Source organism: Micromonospora sp. M61, from assembly GCF_018070245.1.
Lineage (GTDB): Bacteria > Actinomycetota > Actinomycetes > Mycobacteriales > Micromonosporaceae > Micromonospora > Micromonospora zamorensis.
The window spans coordinates 1-18,660 of record NZ_JAGPYA010000091.1 but is presented as its reverse complement, the minus strand read 5'-3'; the positions used below and the strand labels follow the sequence as shown (position 1 = coordinate 18,660).

Annotated in this window: 16 protein-coding genes and 1 pseudogene; 14 read left to right on the top strand and 3 right to left on the bottom strand. The window is 71.9% G+C overall.

Annotated elements, in window-relative coordinates:
* The 6 genes from KBX34_RS31165 to KBX34_RS31140 form a co-directional block, all read left to right on the top strand.
* Positions 1 to 761: glycosyltransferase family 4 protein (locus KBX34_RS31165; RefSeq protein ID WP_210928597.1), on the top strand; the 761-nt coding region annotated here is incomplete at its 5' end.
* A gap of 117 nt (positions 762 to 878) precedes the next feature.
* Positions 879 to 2,015 carry a glycosyltransferase gene (locus KBX34_RS31160; protein ID WP_210928595.1) on the top strand — a complete coding sequence of 379 codons (1,137 nt, stop codon included), beginning with the start codon at positions 879 to 881 and terminating at the stop codon, positions 2,013 to 2,015.
* Positions 2,012 to 3,064 carry a glycosyltransferase gene (locus KBX34_RS31155; RefSeq protein WP_307871537.1) on the top strand — a complete coding sequence of 351 codons (1,053 nt, stop codon included), beginning with the start codon at positions 2,012 to 2,014 and terminating at the stop codon, positions 3,062 to 3,064. Before KBX34_RS31160 ends, KBX34_RS31155 begins: the two co-directional genes overlap by 4 nt.
* A complete protein-coding gene (locus tag KBX34_RS31150) occupies positions 3,061 to 4,569 on the top strand; it encodes a glycoside hydrolase family 130 protein (protein ID WP_210928594.1) in 1,509 nt (502 codons plus the stop codon). Before KBX34_RS31155 ends, KBX34_RS31150 begins: the two co-directional genes overlap by 4 nt.
* A 57-nt stretch (positions 4,570 to 4,626) precedes the next feature.
* Entirely contained in the window at positions 4,627 to 5,841 is a 1,215-nt protein-coding gene (locus KBX34_RS34340) for a PP2C family protein-serine/threonine phosphatase (protein ID WP_307871536.1), read from the top strand.
* Between the two features lie 68 nt (positions 5,842 to 5,909).
* A complete protein-coding gene (locus tag KBX34_RS31140; protein ID WP_210928592.1) occupies positions 5,910 to 6,977 on the top strand; it encodes a DUF2855 family protein in 1,068 nt (355 codons plus the stop codon).
* Between the two features lie 20 nt (positions 6,978 to 6,997).
* On the opposite strand, the gene KBX34_RS31135 is transcribed toward KBX34_RS31140, so the two are convergent.
* Positions 6,998 to 7,804 carry an RNA polymerase sigma factor SigF gene (locus tag KBX34_RS31135; RefSeq protein WP_210792430.1) on the bottom strand — a complete coding sequence of 269 codons (807 nt, stop codon included), beginning with the start codon at positions 7,802 to 7,804 and terminating at the stop codon, positions 6,998 to 7,000.
* 245 nt (positions 7,805 to 8,049) lie between these two features.
* The gene (locus tag KBX34_RS31130; RefSeq protein WP_210928590.1) at positions 8,050 to 8,235 is read right to left on the bottom strand and encodes a hypothetical protein; all 186 of its coding nucleotides are present in this window, start codon (positions 8,233 to 8,235) and stop codon (positions 8,050 to 8,052) included.
* Positions 8,236 to 8,546: 311 nt separating this feature from the next.
* Between KBX34_RS31130 and KBX34_RS31125 the strand changes: the two genes are divergently transcribed.
* Together KBX34_RS31125 and KBX34_RS31120 are read left to right on the top strand one after the other, a co-directional pair.
* On the top strand, positions 8,547 to 10,436 hold the full coding sequence (locus tag KBX34_RS31125; protein WP_210928589.1) for a sigma-70 family RNA polymerase sigma factor: 1,890 nt from the start codon (positions 8,547 to 8,549) through the stop codon (positions 10,434 to 10,436).
* A 14-nt stretch (positions 10,437 to 10,450) separates the two neighbouring features.
* Complete coding sequence (locus KBX34_RS31120; protein ID WP_210928587.1) at positions 10,451 to 11,119, top strand: DUF305 domain-containing protein; 669 nt, start codon at positions 10,451 to 10,453, stop codon at positions 11,117 to 11,119.
* Between the two features lie 42 nt (positions 11,120 to 11,161).
* Here the strand turns inward: KBX34_RS31120 and KBX34_RS31115 are convergent, their stop codons facing one another.
* Entirely contained in the window at positions 11,162 to 11,722 is a 561-nt protein-coding gene (locus KBX34_RS31115; RefSeq protein ID WP_210928585.1) for a GNAT family N-acetyltransferase, read from the bottom strand.
* A gap of 81 nt (positions 11,723 to 11,803) precedes the next feature.
* Here KBX34_RS31115 and KBX34_RS31110 point away from each other — a divergent pair, with 81 nt between their 5' ends.
* The 6 genes and pseudogenes from KBX34_RS31110 to KBX34_RS31085 all read left to right on the top strand — a co-directional run.
* Entirely contained in the window at positions 11,804 to 12,514 is a 711-nt protein-coding gene (locus tag KBX34_RS31110) for a siderophore-interacting protein (RefSeq protein ID WP_210928584.1), read from the top strand.
* A complete protein-coding gene (locus KBX34_RS31105; protein ID WP_210928582.1) occupies positions 12,511 to 13,767 on the top strand; it encodes an MFS transporter in 1,257 nt (418 codons plus the stop codon). The genes KBX34_RS31110 and KBX34_RS31105 overlap by 4 nt, the downstream gene beginning before the upstream one ends.
* Positions 13,764 to 15,287: an MFS transporter gene (locus KBX34_RS31100; protein WP_210928580.1), complete on the top strand. Its 1,524-nt coding sequence runs from the start codon at positions 13,764 to 13,766 to the stop codon at positions 15,285 to 15,287. The genes KBX34_RS31105 and KBX34_RS31100 overlap by 4 nt, the downstream gene beginning before the upstream one ends.
* 47 nt (positions 15,288 to 15,334) lie before the next feature.
* Positions 15,335 to 16,504, top strand: a complete 1,170-nt coding sequence (locus tag KBX34_RS31095; protein WP_210928579.1) for an acetyl-CoA carboxylase biotin carboxylase subunit family protein — start codon at positions 15,335 to 15,337, stop codon at positions 16,502 to 16,504.
* Positions 16,501 to 18,129 carry an IucA/IucC family protein gene (locus KBX34_RS31090; protein ID WP_210928577.1) on the top strand — a complete coding sequence of 543 codons (1,629 nt, stop codon included), beginning with the start codon at positions 16,501 to 16,503 and terminating at the stop codon, positions 18,127 to 18,129. The genes KBX34_RS31095 and KBX34_RS31090 overlap by 4 nt, the downstream gene beginning before the upstream one ends.
* A pseudogene (locus tag KBX34_RS31085) lies at positions 18,126 to 18,660 on the top strand (IucA/IucC family siderophore biosynthesis protein); the annotation flags it as partial. The gene KBX34_RS31090 and the pseudogene KBX34_RS31085, both read left to right, overlap by 4 nt.

Here is an 18,660-nt window from a genome sequence, read left to right as displayed (position 1 = left end):
CCCGCTCGGCGCAGTTCGACGTGGTGCACAGCCACCTGGACTGGCTGCCGCTGGCCTTCGCGGAACACTGCCGGGCACCGCTGCTGACCACGGTGCACGGCTTCTCCGGCGCGGGGATCCTGCCCGCCTACGGCCGAGCCCGATCGTCGTACGTGTCGATCTCCGACGCCGACCGGGCACCGGAGCTCGACTACGTTGCCACGGTCTACCACGGCGTCGACGTCGGCGGTCTGCCGTTCACCGACAAGGCCGGCCCCGGGCTGGCCGCCTTCGGCCGGATCCACCCGGACAAGGGCACCCACACCGCTATCGAGATCGCCCGCCGCGCCGGCCGGCCGCTGACCATCTGCGGGATCGTGCAGGACGAGCGGTACTTCGCCGAAGAGGTGGCACCGCACATCGACGGTGACCAGGTCGTCTTCCTCGGGTCGGTGGGCCCGCAACGGCGTGCCGAGGTGCTGGGCGAGAGCACCGCGCTGCTGCACCCGATCGCCTTCGACGAGCCGTTCGGGCTGTCGGTCGTGGAATCGATGGTCTGCGGCACCCCGGTCGTCGCCTATCGACGGGGATCCATGCCCGAGGTGGTCGACGAAGGGGTGACGGGCCTCCTCGTCCACACCGTCGACCAGGCCGTCGAGGCGATCACCCGGGCCGCCGACCTCGACCGGGCGGAATGTCGGGCGCAGGCTTTGAAGCGCTTCAGCGCCGACCGGATGGTCACCGACTATCTCGCGGTCTACGACCAGCTCGTTCGTAACTGACTGAGCCGCACACTTCTTCGTTCCGCCGGTCACACACGCTGACCGGCGTGCGCCGTTCCCGCGTGAGGCTCACCGCGTACTCCTGTGGTGGGCCGACAACCGGAAGGCACGACGTTCATGCCCAGCTACGGCTTCCTCAGCACCCACCCACCGACCCGGTGCGGCCTGGCCACGTTCAACGCCGCCCTCGCCGCCCAGCTCACCGCCGACGGCACCCACGGCGGCATCGTCCGGGTCACCGATCACGGCGACGACCAACGGCCCACCCCAGGGGTCGTGCACACCTGGTCGGCGCGGGACCCGGCCGGCTGGCGGGACGCGGCGGCGGCCCTCAACGCGTACGACGTGGCGATCGTCCAGCACGAGTACGGCATCTACCCCGGCACCGACGGCGAGGAGGTCCTGCCGTTGCTGCGGCGCCTCAGCGTGCCGAGCATCGTGGTCCTGCACACCGTCCTCAGCCAGCCCTCCGCCCGGCAGAAATCCCTGCTGGAGCAGATCGTGGCCACCGCCGGGGCGGTCGTCACGATGACCGACACTGCCCGGGACCGGCTGCTCGTCGGGTACGCAGTGCCAGCGGGCAAGGTGACGGTCATCCCGCACGGCGCCGCCGAGCTTGCCGGTGTGCCCGTCGACCGGCGTGCCCGCCCGCACCTGCTGACCTGGGGACTGATCGGCCCGGGCAAGGGCATCGAGTGGTCGTTGCGGGCCCTCGCGCGGTTGCAGGATCTGGAACCGACTCCGACCTACACGGTCGCCGGACGGACCCACCCGAAGGTGATCGAGCACCACGGTGAGGCGTACCGGGCCGGGCTGCACCAGCTCGGCGCCCAGTTGGGTGTCGCGCACGCCGTCGACTATCAGGACATCTACCACGACCAGGAGGCACTGGGTCGGCTGATCCGCTCCGCCGACGTGGTCGTCCTGCCCTACGACTCCCGCGAACAGGTCACCTCCGGCGTCCTCATCGAAGCGGTGGCCGCCGGGGTGCCCGTCGTGGCGACGGCGTTCCCGCACGCCGTCGAGCTGCTGACCGGTGGGCCCGGTCTGGTCGTACCCCATCAGAACCCGGCGGCGCTGGCCAAGGCGATCCGGCGGGTCCTGACCGAGCCGGGCCTGGCCGCCCGGTTGGCCGGGCGGGTCCGCCCGCTGGCCGCGGACCTGCGCTGGCCGGCGGTGGCAGCCCGCTACGGCACCCTCGCCGAAGAGCTCCTGGCCGCCCGCTCGCCCACCGTTAGCCCCGTGCCGGCGTGACGGCGACCACCGGACACCCCCGGACCGCGACGGGTGAGCGCTGGGTGACGCCGCCCGCGCCGAGCTTCGCGCACCTGGCTCGGCTGAGTGACGACACCGGTCTGTTCGAGCATGCCCGGCACGCCATCGTCCGCCGCGAGCACGGCTACTGCACCGACGACGTGGCTCGCGGCCTGGTGGTCGTCAGCCGCGAGCCGGAGCCGAGCGACGAGCTGCTCCGGCTCGCGGAGCGCTACCTGGCGTTCCTGACCCACGCGCAGGACACCGACGGCGCGTTCCACAACCGACTCGGGCACGACCGGCGCTGGGCCGACGAACCAGGGCTCGGCGACTGGTGGGGTCGGGCGCTGTGGGGCCTGGGCACCGCCGTCGCCCGCAGCCCCGCGCCCTGGGTACGGGAGGAGGCGCTGGTGGCGTTCAGCCGGGGTGCCACCCGGCGCGCCAAGGCACCGCACGCGATGGCGTTCGCCGGTCTGGGCGCGGCCGAGGTGCTCCGCCGTCACCCGGGTCACGTCGCCGCGGCATCCCTGCTCGCGGACGCGGCCAGCACTGTCGGCCCGGCCGGGTCCGACCCGCGGTGGCCGTGGCCACGGCAGGAGCTGACCTACGCGAACGCGGCCCTCGCAGAGGTGGTCATCGCCGCCAGCCAGCTTCGCGAGGGTGGTCCACCTCTCTACGACGGCCTGCGGATGTTGACCTGGCTGCACCAGACCCAGCTCCGCGACGGGCGGTTGTCGGTCGTACCCGCAGGGGGGTGGCGGCGCGGCGCCGTACGACTGCACCACGACCAGCAGCCGATCGAGGTCGCCGCCTTCGCGGACGCCTGCGCCACCGCTGCCACTGTCACCGGGGACCCCGGGTGGGACGCCGGCGTGCGACAGTCGGTCGGGTGGTTCCTCGGTGACAACGACCTCGGCACCCCGATGTGGGATCCGGCGACCGGCGGTGGCTACGACGGGCTGACCGCGCACGGGCCCAACCTCAACCAGGGCGCCGAGTCCACCCTCGCGCTCATCTCCACCCTGCAGCACGCCCGGCGGTGGTCGTGACCCGGAGCCTGGCCGTCCGTCAGGACGTCACCCTCACCCCGGACCCACGCCGGGTCATCATCAAGCTCTTCGTCCCGGGTGAGGACGCCGCGGTGGTACGCACCCGCGCGCGGGCACTCATCGACCGGGTCGCGCGCCTCGGCGACGAGGAGACCGGCCGGCTGCTGCGGGACACCTTCGACCGCTTCGGCGCCCGGCACCGCGACCTGGCCGGCACGTTCCACCACCACTACGACCTGGTCCGGCACCGGGCCGCGCGGGCCCGGGACCTCTCGCCGACCAGCCGGCTGCTGGTCGGCGCCTACTTCAGCCACGAGTACGCCGTCGAGGCCGCCGCCCTCTGCAACCCGTCGATGGTGGCCCACCCGGACCAGACCGAACTCGGCACCGGGCAACTTCGCGTCGCCGTCAGCCTGCGCCAGGTCGGGGAGGGGCACGTGTCCTCCATCGGGTTCGCCACCGCGGTCATCGGACCAGGGCGGCAGCTCACGGTCGCCGACCGGTCCGGCCCGTTGGCCGTCGGGCAGCGGGTGGGCGTACAGCACCGTCGGGACCTGCTCGTCGCCGGCCTGGCCGAGGAGGACTGCGACAACGAGGTCGCCGCCACGGTGCTCGACGCCCTGCCCGAGTTTTACGACGAGGCCACCTTCGAGCGGGTGCTCGCCAACCTGCCACCCGATCTGCTCTCTCGCAGCACCGGCTTGGGCACCCTCGAACAACTGCGTCGCACCAACGCCGGCAGCTACGCCACGGCCTTTCCCACCGACACGGCCCTGCACCAACGGGTGCTCTGGCCGGCCACCCCGGCAGAGAGCAACGGCATGGAGGACGCGCGGTTCGTCCGGTTCGTCGACGAGTCCGGGCCGGTGTACCGGGCCACCTACACCGCCTACGACGGCCGGAGCATCGCCACCCGTGCGCTGGTCAGCAGTGACCTGCGTCGCTTCGAGATGACCCCGATGCGCGGGCCGGGTGCCCGGAACAAGGGGATCGCGCTGTTTCCGCGTACCGTCGGCGGCCGGCACCTGGCGTTGTGCCGTGCCGACGGCGAGACCATCGGTCTGACCACTCTGGACAGCGACAACCGCTGGCAGGCTCCGGCCCCGTTGCACGCCCCGGGCGAGAGTTGGGAGCTGATCCAGGTCGGCAACTGCGGGTCTCCCATCGAGACCGACGCGGGTTGGCTCGTCCTCACCCACGGGGTCGGGCCGATGCGCCGGTACGCGATCGGCGCGCTCCTGCTCGACCTGCACAGACCGGAGCGGGTCGTCGCGCACCTGCCCGGCGTGCTCCTGGCACCCGACGAGAACGACCGGGACGGGTACGTTCCCAACGTCGTCTACTCCTGTGGGGCACTCGTGCACGACGGTGAGCTGTGGGTGCCGTACGGGGCAAGTGACGCCCGGGTTGGTTTCGCCACCGTGTCGGTGCCCGCGCTGCTCAGCGCCATGGTGCAGGCCCCACCGCCGGTGACCGCGACTGATGAACTGGGTGGGGCAGGGTAGCCTCACGCTGGCACTACGTGCTCCCGCGGTCGGGGGAGGACTCGGGGGAGGTGGAGCGTGGGCGACGTCGGCGAGGTGGTGCGCTGGCTTCAGCTCAACGCGCCCCGTGGCGGGCCGGACGAGCTGTCTCAGCTGATCGTCGAGGCGGCTCCCGCCCTCGACGCCAGCGAGATGGTGCTCTATCTGGCCGACTACACGCAGTCCCTGCTCGTGCCTCTGCTCGGCGCGGGCCTCGACCGGGACGAACTGCCGATCGAGACGACCCTCGCCGGCCGGGCCTTCACCAACCTCACCATCCAGCGCGCGCCCGACAACCCGGACCGGGTCTGGGTGCCGCTGCTGCTCGGGTGCGAGCGGATGGGCGTGCTGGAGATCGTTGTGCCGACGGCCGCCGACGAGGCGATGGACGGGCCGGCCTGGGAGGTGGCGATCACCATCGCCCAGATCCTGGTCAACCGCCGGCTCTACGGCGACGTGGTCGAGCGGATGCGTCGCCGGCTCCCGATGCAGGTCGCGGCCGAGATCGTGTGGGGTCTGCTGCCACCGTTGACCTTCGCCACCGACGATCTGGTGATCACCGCCATCCTCGAACCGTGCTACGACGTCGGCGGCGACATCTTCGACTACGCGCTCAACGACGACGTGCTCAGCGTCGGGCTCTTCGACACCTGCGGGCACGGCATCAAGGCGAGCACCCTGGCCTCGCTGGTCGTCAGCGCGTACCGCAACGCCCGCCGGTGTGGCCTCGACCTGGTCGACACGGCGATCAGCATCGACCGGTGGGTGCGATCCGAGCACCCGAACTTCTTCGCGACCGGGCTGCTCCTCGAACTGGACCGCCGGACCGGCCGGCTGAGCGCGATCAACGCGGGTCATCCCGGTGCGATGTTGCTGCGCGACGGCAAGGCCATCCGTGAGCTGCCAGGGCCGACCGCGTTGCCGCTCGGCCTGGGTCATCTGACGCCACGCCGCCCGGAGGTGCACGTCGAGGATCTGCACCCGGGCGACCGGATCCTCGCCTACACCGACGGCATCACCGATGCGCGCAGCGCCGACGGTGAGCACTTCGGGCTGGACCGGCTGGTTGACTTCGTCAACCGGGCCCTCAACGACGGGTTGCCCAGCCCGGAGACGATGCGTCGCCTGGTACGCGCCGTCGTCGGCTACCAGGACGACCAGCTTCAGGACGACGCGACGGCGCTCTTCGTGGAGTGGCGGCCGCCGCACCTGCCGCTCGCGCACCTCCGTGACCTCGCGGCGAACCGCCACTGACCGCAGCAGTGGGATTTTGCACTCGCAGTGCACTTGTCTCCGGTTGTGGCGCTGTCTAGCGTCACCTCATGGCTGACTCATGGACCTTCGCCGTCGCACGTGACGACCTCGGGCAGAGCACGCTCGTCGATGGCGCCACGCCCGAGGTGGCCGATGGTGAGGCGCTGCTGCGGGTGGACCGCGTCGGCCTCACCGCCAACAACGTGACCTACGCGGTGCTCGGCGACGCGATGCGCTACTGGGAGTTCTTTCCGCCGGCGGCCCGTGGGCTCGGGCCGCAGTGGGGCCTCCCGCCACTCTGGGGTTTCGCCGAGGTGGTCGCCTCGACGGTTGCCGGTGTCGAGGTGGGGCAACGGGTCTATGGCTACCTGCCTCCCGCGGGGCACCTCGTGGTGCGGCCGGACCGGGTGGACGCGTCCGGGTTCCGCGACGCGAGCCCGCACCGGGCCGAGTTGCCGTCGCCGTACAACGCGTACCGGTCGACCACCGACGACCCGGCGTACCAGGCCGACCAGGAGGACCTGCTGATCCTGTTCCGGCCCCTGTTCTTCACCTCGTTCATGCTGGCCGACCAGGTCGTCGACAACGGCTTCTACGGTGCCGAGGCGCTGCTGGTGTCATCGGCGTCGAGCAAGACCGCGTACGCCGCCGCGTTCGAGCTGCGCGGTCGCGGACCGCGCCTGGTCGGGCTCACCTCACCCGGCAACCTGGCCTTCACCCGGTCACTCGGCTGCTACGACGAGGTCGTCCCGTACGACGACATCAGCGCCCTCGACGTGGTCCCGACCGTCTACCTCGACCTGTCCGGCGCGCCCTCGACCCGTGCCGCCCTGCGCCAGCACCTCGGCGACCGGCTCGTCCGGGACATCGCGGTCGGGCTCACCAACCAGACACCGAACGCCGCCGCCGCGGAGGAGGTGTTCTTCGCGCCGGTCCAGATGCGCAAGCGCGGCCAGGACTGGGGCCGCGAAGGGCTCGACCAACGGTTCACCGAGGCCTGGCAGCGTTTCACCGCAGTGGTCAGCGGGTGGCTCGACGTTCAGGTGGGTGTCGGGCCGGAGGCCCTGCAACGGGCCTGGGCCGACGTCCTCGCGGGTCGTACGCCGCCGCGGGTGGGTCACGTCGTCCAACTCTGAGCGGTCGACGACGCCGACGGTCAGAACGAGTTGTCGCCGGAGAGGTGGCGACGCAGCGTGGCCAACGACCGGTTGATCAGCCGGGAGACGTGCATCTGCGAGACACCGACCCGGTCGGCGATCTGGGACTGGGTCAGGTTGCCGTGGAAGCGCAGGCTCAGGATCTCGCGCTCGCGCTCCGGCAGCGTGGCGAGGGCCGGGCCGAGGGCGACCCTGATCTCCACGACGTCGAACTCGTGGTCGTCGCCGCCGAGGGTGTCGCCGAGCTCCCGGCTGCCCTCGCCACCGATCGGAGTGGACAGCGACGTGGCCCGGTAGGCGCGTGCGCCCTCCAGCCCTTCCAGCACGATCTCCTCGGTCACGTCAAGGTAGGACGCGATGTCGGCCACGGTCGGCGAACGACCGAGGGTCTGGGTCAGGACGCTGTTGGCCGCGCTGATCGACAGGCGTAGCTCCTGGAGGCGGCGGGGCACCCGGATCGCCCAGGTGCGGTCCCGGAAGTAGCGCTTGATCTCGCCGATGATGGTGGGGATGGCGTACCCGGCGAAGTCGACGCCTCGACTGTGGTCGAAGTTGTCCACGGCCTTGATCAGACCGACCGAGGCGATCTGGACCAGGTCGTCGTCCGGCGCGCCGCGACCGCCGTAGCGGCGGGCCAGGTGCCGGGCGAGCGGCAGCCACGCCTCGATGGTGCGGTCGCGCAGGGCTGGGCGGCGAGAGTCGTCGGCCGGCGTCGCCGCCAGGGCGGCCAGGAGGTCTTCCGGGCTCTGCTCAGTGCACCGCTGGTCGATGCTGGTGCTGGTCGCGGTGTCGACGATGATGGCCATGGGAGTGGTCCTTCCCGCACTGCCCGTCGATCGAGTCGACCGGAAGGGGTCTCCGAACCGGCTGACGCCGGGGCGCACGTACGGGCGAAGGTGCGCTGTCGCAAGGCCACGAGCACGGGCCTCGCCGCCGCGTCATGTCGTTCACTTGATGGCCCGGACACTACCCGAAATACTGAATGTTTACTAGCCGAAAGTACGAGCCGGCGCAGGTGGATGGTGCTCGAAACGGGTGAGAACGGCCCCGATCAGCCCTGCGGGTCCGGCTCGTCGCCGGCGATCGGGGCCTGCTGGGCCGGCTTCACCGCGAACGGATGGCGCAGCCGCAGCATGGCCTCCTCGCTGCCGTCGACGGTCGCCATCGACCCGTCGAGCACGTCGGAGTTCGACGTGGCGAGGAACAGGGCCGGTCGAAGGTTGTCGTTCGATGTCATGCAGGATTCCTGTCTTCCATTGAGGAGTGCGTCCGGGCCCCGGCTCTCGCCGTGCGACCTCGTGACTTGCGGCGCTCACACTGGCGCCCGATCAGGTGCCTCGTGCACGGGCGAACGCCCGGCGACACCGACACCCCGCACCATACCCGCCCTCGGCACCCCTCATGCGCCACCGAGGCCCCGGGATCGCATCCGCACCGCCAGCAGCCGAGAATTCTGTAATCCGGCCCGGTGCTGCCAGTCTCCGATCCTGAGGGCGGTCAACGCGCAGCGCGGGTGCCGCGCGGACGAGCACACAAGGAGTGACACCCATGTCGTCAGCCGGTCGAGCACTACCCGATGCCGGGTTGGTCGTCGCGGCCCGACAGGGCGACCAGCGCGCCCTCGATGACGTCGTCGCGGCCTCGCTCCCGCTGGTCTACAACATCGTCGGGCGTGCGCTGCGCGGTCACGCCGACGTCGACGACGTGGTCCAGGAGACGTTGGTACGGGTGATCCGGTACCTGCCCGCGCTCAACGACCCGGCGGCGTACCGCTCGTGGCTGGTGGCGATCGCCATCCGTCAGGTGCGTGACTGGGAACAGCGCCGACGGCTCGCGCTCAACCGCGACGCGGGGCTCGACGCGATCCACAACGTGCCCGACCCGGCCTCCGACTTCGCGGGGATGACCATCCTCCGGCTTGGCCTCACCGACCAGCGACGCGAGGTCGCCGAGGCGACCCGCTGGCTCGACCCGGACGACCAGGAGCTGCTGTCGCTGTGGTGGCTGGAGGAGACCGGCGAGATCACCCGCGCCGAGGTCGCCGACGCGCTGGGGCTGTCACCCGGGCACGTCGCCGTGCGGATCCACCGGATGAAGGAGCAGATCCAGAGCGCCCGGGGCGTCGTACGCGCGCTCGGCGCCCGCCCCGGTTGCCCGGACCTGCGCGCCGTGAGCGGCGAGTGGGACGGCACTCCCAGCCCGCTGTGGCGCAAGAGGCTGGCCCGACACGTCCGCGACTGCGCGTTCTGTGGGCGACTGGGCTCCACACTCCTACCGATCGACCGGCTCCTTGCCGGTCTGCCGATGCTGCCGTTGCCGGCGGGCCTGAGCGCCCACTTTCCGAGCGCGGCCGCACCCCCGGCTGCCGCGCAGGCCGTCGGGTATCACCCCCCGGGCCCGACGGCCGGGCACACCGCCGGGACGACCCCGCCCGGCGGTGTGCCCTCCGACGGCGGCGGTGGCCCGAGCATCGTCGACCTCGCGGTGAACCGCCCCCGTGGCCTGGTCCCGTCCCTCGCCGTCGGGGTCGCAGCGGCAGTTCTCGCCATCACCATGGCGGTGGTGATCCTGCCGGAGGACCCACCAGCGCCCTCGTGGGCTGCACCGCCGCCCGCCGCGCCCACCGCCGTGGCCAGCCCGAGCGTCGCACCGTCACCGAGCGCACGCCCCGCGTCGAAGGCTCCGGTCGTCCCGGCGGTCAGCTCCGCCCGCAAGGGCGTCGGAGTGTGGAACTTCGCCGGAGCCAGTCAGGCGTTGGCGAACTCGAAGGCCGGCTGGTACTACACCTGGGGCACCCAGCACCCGGGAATCAGCACGCCGCGCGGTGTGACGTTCGTGCCCATGATCCGCAGTGCGGAGAACGTCACCGCCACGGAGCTGGCCCGGGCCAGGGCGGCGGGGCCCGATCTGCTCACCTTCAACGAGCCGGACATGCCCGAGCAGGCGAACATGACCGTCGAGCAGGCGCTGGACCTGTGGCCGCAACTGATGGCGACGGGCAGCAGGCTGGGCAGCCCGGCGGTCGCCTGGGGCGGGCCGGATCCGCAGGGTTGGCTGGACAGGTTCATGACTGGCGCCCAGGCCCGCGGCCACCGCGTCGACTTCATCACCCTGCACTGGTTCGGCGCCGACTTCACGACCAGCACCGCGGTCGACCAGCTCCGGCGGTATCTTCAGGCCGTCCACCAGCGGTACCGGAAACCGATCTGGCTGACCGAGTTCGCACTGATCCGCTTCGACAGCGGCGGCGCACAGTTCCCCGGTCAGGAGCAGCAGGCGGCCTTCCTCACCGCGGCCACCACCATGCTCGGCCAACTGTCCTATGTGCAGCGGTACGCGTGGTTCGGCCTGCCCGCCACGGACAAGGACCGGTCCGGGTTGTTCAGCAACGGCACCGAGGCGACAGTGGTCGGTCGCGCGTTCCAGGCCGCCCGTTGAGCGGCGACGCGCCGGTGGACCAGCAGCCGACCACGACCAGACGCCCGGCGTTCCGTGGCCGCGCCGGGCGGATCGTCGGCGTCGTCGCGACACTGGTCGTGACGACGGTGGCGGTCGTGCTCAGTCAGGGTTGGGGCCGCGCCGACCAGACGGCATCCCCGTCGATGGCATCCCCGCCGACCGGTCCCGCGCCGACCGCGTCGGTGGTGCTCAACAGCACCGATGACGCCTTCATCCAACTGCTCATCCCGATGAACGAGGGTGCGCTCGCGCTGATCGACCACGTCGACAGCCGGTCGGCGGGGGCGGACCCGTCGCTGCGGGCAGTGCTCAACGACCTCCGGGCTGCTCACCAGGCCGAGTTGCGGGACCTGCGCGGGCTGCTGGCCGCGGGCAACGTCGCGGAGCAGAACATCCACGAGGGGCACCAGATGCCCGGCATGGTCACCGACTCCAGCCTCGCCGAGCTGCGCGCCGCCCCCGACACCGAGGTGCCGTCCCGGGCCGCCGCATTGGTGCGGGCGCACCTCGCGCAGACCGTGGTGCTGTGCCGGGGAGAGCAGACCGCCGGGGGCAGCCCGGAGCTGAAGGCGCTCGCCGGCCGGATCCAGCAGGCCCGGGCCGCCGAGTTGAGCGCACTGGACGGTCGGCCCGGCGCGACCGGATCCCCGCAGGCCGACTGAGCATGCCGGGCAGAAGACCTACCGACGTCGCGGCGCCGCTGCTCAGGCCGGGGTCGGGTGATTCGCGTCGAACCGGTCGCGCGTCAGGAACGCCAGCTGGGCCCGCTTGTCCGGCATGTCGATCTCCGAATCGAAGGTGAACCCCTCGATCTCCAGTCGGCGCAGCGCGAGGTGGTTGCGGATGTCCGGCTCGACCACGATCCGCTGGGCGGCCGGGTCGCGGAACAGGAAGCGGGCGAGGGCCGGGCCGACGACGTTGGTGAGGCCGCGGGCGAGGCGCCGGTCGGGACTGAGCAGCAGGTGCATCCCGATGTCACCGGGCTGCACGCGGTAGCGCTCACCGACCGGGTCCGCCTCGGGCTGGTAGGTCTGGAAGAGGCCGACCGGCTCCGCGTCGACCATGATCAGGTACGCGTGGTGCGTCGGCAGACTGTCCACGAAGGCGTAGATCTCGCATACCTGTTCCAGGCTGTGCGAACCCATGCCCCAGAACGAGTTTCGAGGTTGGGTGACCCAGCTGTGCAGGAGGGCGGCGTGCCGGTCGGGGTCGACGGTCACCAATGACAACTCACCGAGACCGGCGATCTTCTCCAGGTACGTCATCGGGCGCTGTCCTCTGTTCCATCCGGGGCGCGACTTAGGTTAACCTCCCCTAACCAAGGATGACCTTACCTGGAGGGGTGCGTGAAACGGAACTGGGAGGCCCTGGTCCTCAAGGCCATGGGAGGCCGGGACTTTCGGTTGACCGTGCTGGGCACCGAGTCGATCGACGGCCACTATCAGCGGCTCCTCCTGGACGGCGGCGGCCTGCTGGAGGCGTGCGGGGTGCACCCCACGATGTGGATCCGGCTGTGGTTCGACAACGACGGCCGGGCACACCAGCGCGCGTACACCCTGGTGGACCCCGACCCTTCCACCGGCCGGTTCACCCTCGAATTCGCCATCCACGACGGCTGCGCCGCTCGCTGGGCCACCACCGCCCAGGTCGGCGACACCATCAGCGCGACCGTCCAGGGCAGCGCCTTCGACCTGCCCGACCCGGCGCCCGAGCACCTCTACCTCGTCGGCGACGCGGCCTCCCTGCCCGCGGTGAACAGCCTGCTCGACGCCAGCGCCGACATCCCGGCGACGGTGTGGCTGGAGTACGCCCACGAGGGCGAGAAGGCTCTCGCTTTGCGGGCCCGGGCACACCACGACGTCACCTGGGTGCCTCGGCGCGACGACGGTCAACACCTCGTCAACACGGTCTGCGCGGCCCTGCCGACCAGCGGCGCGGGGCACTACTGGGTGGCCTGCGAGGCGGCCACCACCCGTGGCATCACCCGACACATCCGACGAACGCTGGGTGTCGACAAGGACCGGGTGACCTCCCTCGGCTACTGGAAAGCCGCATGAAGGGTCGGCTCGGTACCCTGACCGCGCTGTACGTCACGCAGTACCTCGGCGTCGGCTTCATCACCGTCGGGCTGACCGCCATCCTGCGCGACGGCGGCACCTCGCTGGACACGCTGGCCCTGTTGCAGATCGTCGGCCTGATCTGGCCCATCAAGTTCCTCTGGGCGCCGATCCTCGACCGGTACGGCTCGCGGCACCGCGGCCACTACCGATCCTGGTTGCTCGTGCTCCAGACCGCCCTGGTGCTCGCTCTGCTGGCGCTGCTGCCGTTCACCGACCCGGCCGACGCGCTCGGCCCGATCGTCGCGATCTGCGCCGCGTACGTCTTCTTCTCCGCCACGCAGGACATCGCCGTGGACGCCGTGGCGGTCCGGATGCTCGCCGAGTCGAGCCGGGGGACCGGTAACGGGATCCAGGTCGCCGCGAGTTACCTCGGCAACCTGCTCGGCGGCGGCGCGTGCGTCCTGGTCTACGACCAGTTCGGCTGGGCGGCGGCGATCGGTCTGCTGGCCGCGATGACGGCGGTCGGACTGGTGGTCGTGTGGCGGTTCCGGGAACCTCCACGTACCGACCGGGTGGCCAAGATCGGCACGGCGTACCGGGCGCTGCTGTCGGTGTTCGGCCAGCCGGGCTGCCGGTGGTGGACGTTCGGCGTGGTGCCGCTGGTCTACGTCGGGGCGGGGATGGCGTACGCACTGGTGACGCCGGCCCTGGTCGACGCTGGGTGGTCGTTGGGCCGCATCGGCGTCGTCACCGGAGTGGTGACCAGCGTCCCGGCCATCGTGGCGGGCCTGGTCGCCGGGCTCGGCGTCGGCCGGTTCGGGCGCGGCGGCGTGCTCGTGGTCGGCGGCGTGGCACTCACGGTGTCGACGTTGCTGCTGCTGCCGTTGATGAACGGTCGCGCCCCACTGGGCGGGACGGTCGCCGCGCTCTGCTGCTTCATGGTGGCCTACACCATCGCCAACGTGGTGCTCTACACCGTCAACATGGACTATTCGCGCCCCGACACCGGTGGCACCGACTTCACCGTCCTGTCGTCGTTCGGCCTGGTCTGCTCGTTCGTGGCCTCGTCCATCGGTCTCGCGACCGCCGCCGGGGTCGGCTACCCGCCGGTCGCGATCGCGGCCATCGTGCTGGTGGCCGCGGGTGTCGTCCTCGGCCTCGCCCACCAGCGGCGATTCCCCCGCAGGCCCGGTCCCGTCGGCTCGACGGCGGAGCACCCGACGGTGGATGGCGTGAAGGCCGTGGCGTGACCACAGTTCAGCCGGCCAGCGACACCACCGAGCCGGCCGGCGGCACCACGGCCTCGGCGCGACTGCCGCAGCGGTGGCTGATCCTGGCCGTGCTCTGCGTCGCGCAGCTCGTGGTGGTGCTGGACAACACAGTGCTGACCGTGGCGGTGCCGGTGCTCACCACCGAGCTGGGCGCCAGCACCGCCGACGTGCAATGGATGATCAACGCGTACGCGTTGGTGCTGTCCGGGTTGCTGCTGACCGCCGGCAGCGCCGCCGACCGGTACGGGCGTCGTCGGATGCTGCTCACCGGGCTCGCCCTGTTCGGTCTCGGCTCGCTGGCCGCCGGGCTCTCCAGCACCAGCGGGCAACTGATCGCGGCCCGGGCCGGCATGGGTGTCGGTGGCGCGTTGCTGATCACCTCGACGCTCGCGGTCGCGATGCAGGTCTTCGACGCCACCGAGCGGTCCCGAGCGATCGGCATCTGGGCGGCCACCAGCGCGCTGGGCTTCGCCGTCGGGCCACCGATCGGCGGCACGATCCTCGCGCATCTGCCGTGGGGCGCCGTCTTCCTGGTCAACGTGCCCATCGTGCTGGTCTGCCTGTTCGTCGCTCGTGCGCTGATACCCGAGTCCCGTGACCCGGCCGGCGGCCGCCTGGACGTGGTCGGCGCGGCGCTCTCCACCGCCGGCCTGACCGCGGTCGTCTGGGCGATCATCTCCGGGCCGGAGCACGGGTGGACGTCGGCTGAGGTGCTCGGGGCGGCGGCTGTCGGCGTACTCCTGCTCGGTTTCTTCGTCCGCTGGGAGCGGCGGATCCCGCACCCCATGCTGGACATGCACTTCTTCCAGGACCGGCGGTTCGTGGGCGCGATCTCCGGGGTCGTGCTGATCACGTTCGGCGCCACCGGCGCGTTGTTCCTGCTCACCCAGCATCTGCAGTTCGTCCGCGGCTATCCCGCCTGGGAAGCCGGTCTCCGGATGGCGCCCTTCGCGCTGTCCATTGTGCTGCTCAACGTCAGCGGTGCGGTCGCGGTCGTGATCCGTCGGCTCGGCCTCGCCGCCGCCATCGCCATCGGTATGACGCTGCTCGCGGGCGGTCTCGCGCTGATCACCCTCTTCCCGTCCGACGGGTACGGGGTGCTGCTGGCCGGGCTGCTCGTGATGGGTGTCGGGTGCGCGTTGGCCAACCCGGCCATCGTCGAGGCCGTGATGAGCGCCATCCCGGCGCAGAAGGCCGGCGCGGGCGCGGGTGTCGACGGCACCATGACCGAGGTCGGCAGCAGCCTCGGCATCGCGGTGCTGGGTGCGGTGCTGAACGCCCGGTTCGCCGCCCTGCTGCCGGCGGCCCTGGCCGGCGCCGGATCGTTTCCCGCCGCCCTGGCCGCCGCCCGCGACGGAGCCGAGCGGGAGGCCGTCACTGTCGCCTTCGCCTCGGCGCTGGAGACGGGACAGTTGGCGGGCTCTGCCGCGGTGCTGATCGGTGGGCTGGTCGCCGCTGGGCTGCTCTACCGGGCAGACCGCCCCAAAATCGCCCAATAAGGGTAGGCTACCCTAATCACGACATCGTCGTAGTCGACGGAGGCGGTATGCGGCTGTACCTGACCGCGCTCAACCCCACCGACGCCGTGCTGGAGGGGTTCCTCCCCGCGGCGGCGTCGCTCGGGCTGTCGGTCACCGTGTTGACCGACCGGCCGGCGGAGTGGCCGGCGGGCGTGCCGGTGGCGCGCTGCGCGGTCCGGGACGCGGCCGCTGTGGTCGCGGCGACGGCACCGACCCGACCGGTGGCGCTACTGTCCAACAGCGACCACCTTCAGGAGGCCACCGCGATCGCCGCACGGAAGCTCGGTCTGCCCGGCAAGGATCCCGACGCCGCCCGTCTCTGCAAGGACAAGGCCGCGGCCCGCCGGGTGATCGCGGCTGCGGGCCTCGATCTGGTACGCACCGTCACCGTCGATCCCGGTGCCGCACCGCAGGTGCCGGACGGGATGTTCCCAGCCGTGGTCAAACCCCGCGAGGGGGTGGCCAGCGAGGACGCGTACCTGGTGGCCGACCACGCCGAGCTGGTCGCCCGGATCGCCGAGATCCGTGGCCGTCGGCCGGACGTGGCCCTGGTGGTGGAGGAGTACCTCCCCGGCGAGCTGTGGACCTTCGAGACCCTCGGCGATGGCACGGCGCTGGCCTCCCTCGGCGGCTGGCGCACCGGCCTCGGGCCGCCACCGACCTTCACCGAGGAGAGCCTCGCCTGGTCGCCTCCGGCGGAGCCGGAGACCACCCAGCTTCGGGCGCGGCTCGCCGCGCTCGGGGTCGGCTTCGGCGCCTGCCACACCGAGTACGTCATCGCCGACGGCAGGGTCCGGCTGATCGAGGTGAACTACCGGCTCATCGGCGACCGGATGGACCTGATCCTCTCCGAGCTGCTCGGTGTGCCGCTGTTCGAACACGTCATCCGGCTGCACCTCGGCGAGCCCCTGGCCGCCCTCGACCTGCCCGCCACGGTCGACCGGTACGCCCAGGTCGAGTACGTCTGCGCGGATCGTTCCGGCCGCCTGGTCGCCGCGCCGGGCCGACTGGACACCGTCCACGATGATGTCCGGCTGGGCTGCCATCCGCTGCGCGAGGTGGGGCGCACCGCCGAGCACACCGGCACGAACCGCGACTACCTCGCCGTGCTGCACGGGATCGGCCCCGACGAGGGCGCGGTCCGGCGGTCGCTGACCGCCTTCCGCAGCGACCTCCAGTGGACCATCGTCGAGTGAGCGACGACTGCGAGCGGGAGGTGTTCACCCGGGTCCTCGACGCCCTGCTGCGCGAGGATCACCTCGGTCTGCTCAGCACCGGCCGACCGGACGGGCCGGACTGGTGGCAGGCACCGCACCCCGCCGGCCTGCTGCGGATCCCGGTCCGGGCGGACGGGTTCCAGCAGGCCCTGCGCAGCGCCGCACCGATGGTGCTGCTGCTCGACGGCGGCGGCGACACCCACTGCACGGACACGCTGGAAGGCCTGCTCAGGTTGCTCACCCCGCAGGGCAACGCCGAGGCCGAGGCCGGCTGGCGGGACTTCGGCGTCGAGTGTCGGGCCGACCTGCGCGCCCGGCGGCTCGCGGCCCGACACCGCTCGCGGGTGCTCGCCGAGGTGGCCGCCGAACGCGCCAGCACCCCCACGGGACTGCCGGCGGCGCTCCTGGACGACGTACTCGCCGCCCACCACGGCCACCCGGTCTACCCCACCGACCGGTGCCGGCACGGTCTCGGAGACGACGACCTTCTCCGGTACGCCCCGGAGCACGCCCCCCGTTTCGCGCTGCGCTGGTACACCGTCCCCGCCGAGGACGTCCAGCTCACCGGCGACCTCCCGTCCTGGTGGCCACGCGCACGGCGGCCGGACCACCTGTTGCTGCCGGCGCACCCGATCACCGCCGAGCGCGACGCGTTACCGGTGACGGACCTGCTGGCGATCACCGTACGGCCCACCCTCTCCATGCGGACGGTGGCGCTCGACGATCACCCGTACCTGCACCTCAAGCTGCCGCTGCCGACCGCGAGCCTCGGCGCCCGCAACCGGCGCACGCTGCACCCCGGCTCGCTCGCCGACGGCGCGGCCGTCGCCGCGCTGCTCGACCGGATCGCCAACGCCGAACCAACCTTCGCCGGGCGGATCCGGCACGTCGACGAGAGCACCTGGGCGCACGTCGGCGGCGACGAGCGGCGCAGCTTCCTGCTGCGCCGATTCCCGGGTGATCTGGCCGGCGTCCACGTGGTGCCGGTCGCGGCCCTGGCCGCACCCGACCCGGTCGCGGCAACGGTCCTCGAACGGATCAGCCCCGAGCGGCCCGGGGCGCTGCTGGAGTCCTATCTGGACCTGTTGCTCGACTGGCACGTCTTCCTCTGGCTCCGCCACGGGATCGCGCTGGAGGCGCACCCGCAGAACATCCACCTGCTGGTGCACCCCGACGGCACTGTCGGCCTGCTCTACAAGGACAACGACGGGGCCCGCCTCGACCCGCGGCACGGCGGCCCGGGTGGGCTCACCCTCGACGACGACCGGATGTGGGCGCGCGACCCGCACGAGCTGGCCGACGTGTTCATCACCATCACCCTGCATCTGGCCGCCGCCGCACCTCTGGTCGCGCTTGCCGCCCGAGGGCTGCCCGTGCCGTCACCCGCCGAGGCGCTGGCACCCCGGCTCGCCGCCGCCCGCGACCGGTGGGGTGACGGGCCAGCGGCGCGAACCTTCACCGACCGGGTCCTACGGGCCGGCCACCTGCCCATCAAGGCGATGCTCACCGCCGGCACCCTGCTGCCCAAACAGCGGCTGGGCTGCGCTGACATCAACAAGTACTACCTGCGTACCGGCCCGAACTACCTCCGGGAGACACGATGACGAGCGCCCAGTTGCGCTCCCGCCCGGCCACCGACACCGGTCAGCTCGCCGACCTGGCCACCGCCCACGCCGTCTTCGGTTGCCTGGTCCGCGAACTCACCCCGCCGGACGGCGGCCCGAGCGTGGTCGACGGTGCCGCGCATCTGCTGCTGCGGCACCTCGGCGTCACGGTGCGCTGCGGTGTCGCGCGACACTCGCCGCTCGGGGCGCACCGCTACACCGGCCCGGTGCAGCGGCGTACCGACAACGGACGGTGGGTCGACCTGGACGCGGACGGGCTCGCCAGCCTGGTCGCGGCCGAACTCACCACCCGCACCGGCTTGGCCAACGACGAGTTCGTCGAGCAGGTCCAGGCCAGCCGGGACACCGTGGCCCGGCTGCTGGCCGACCGGCCGACCGAGAACCCGGAGCCCACCGGCGAACCGGCCATCGACGCGTACGTCGACTCCGAACAGTCACTGGTCTTCGGCCACCCGCACCACCCCACTCCGAAGTGGCGCAGCGGTGACCCGGAGAGTTGGCGGGCGTACG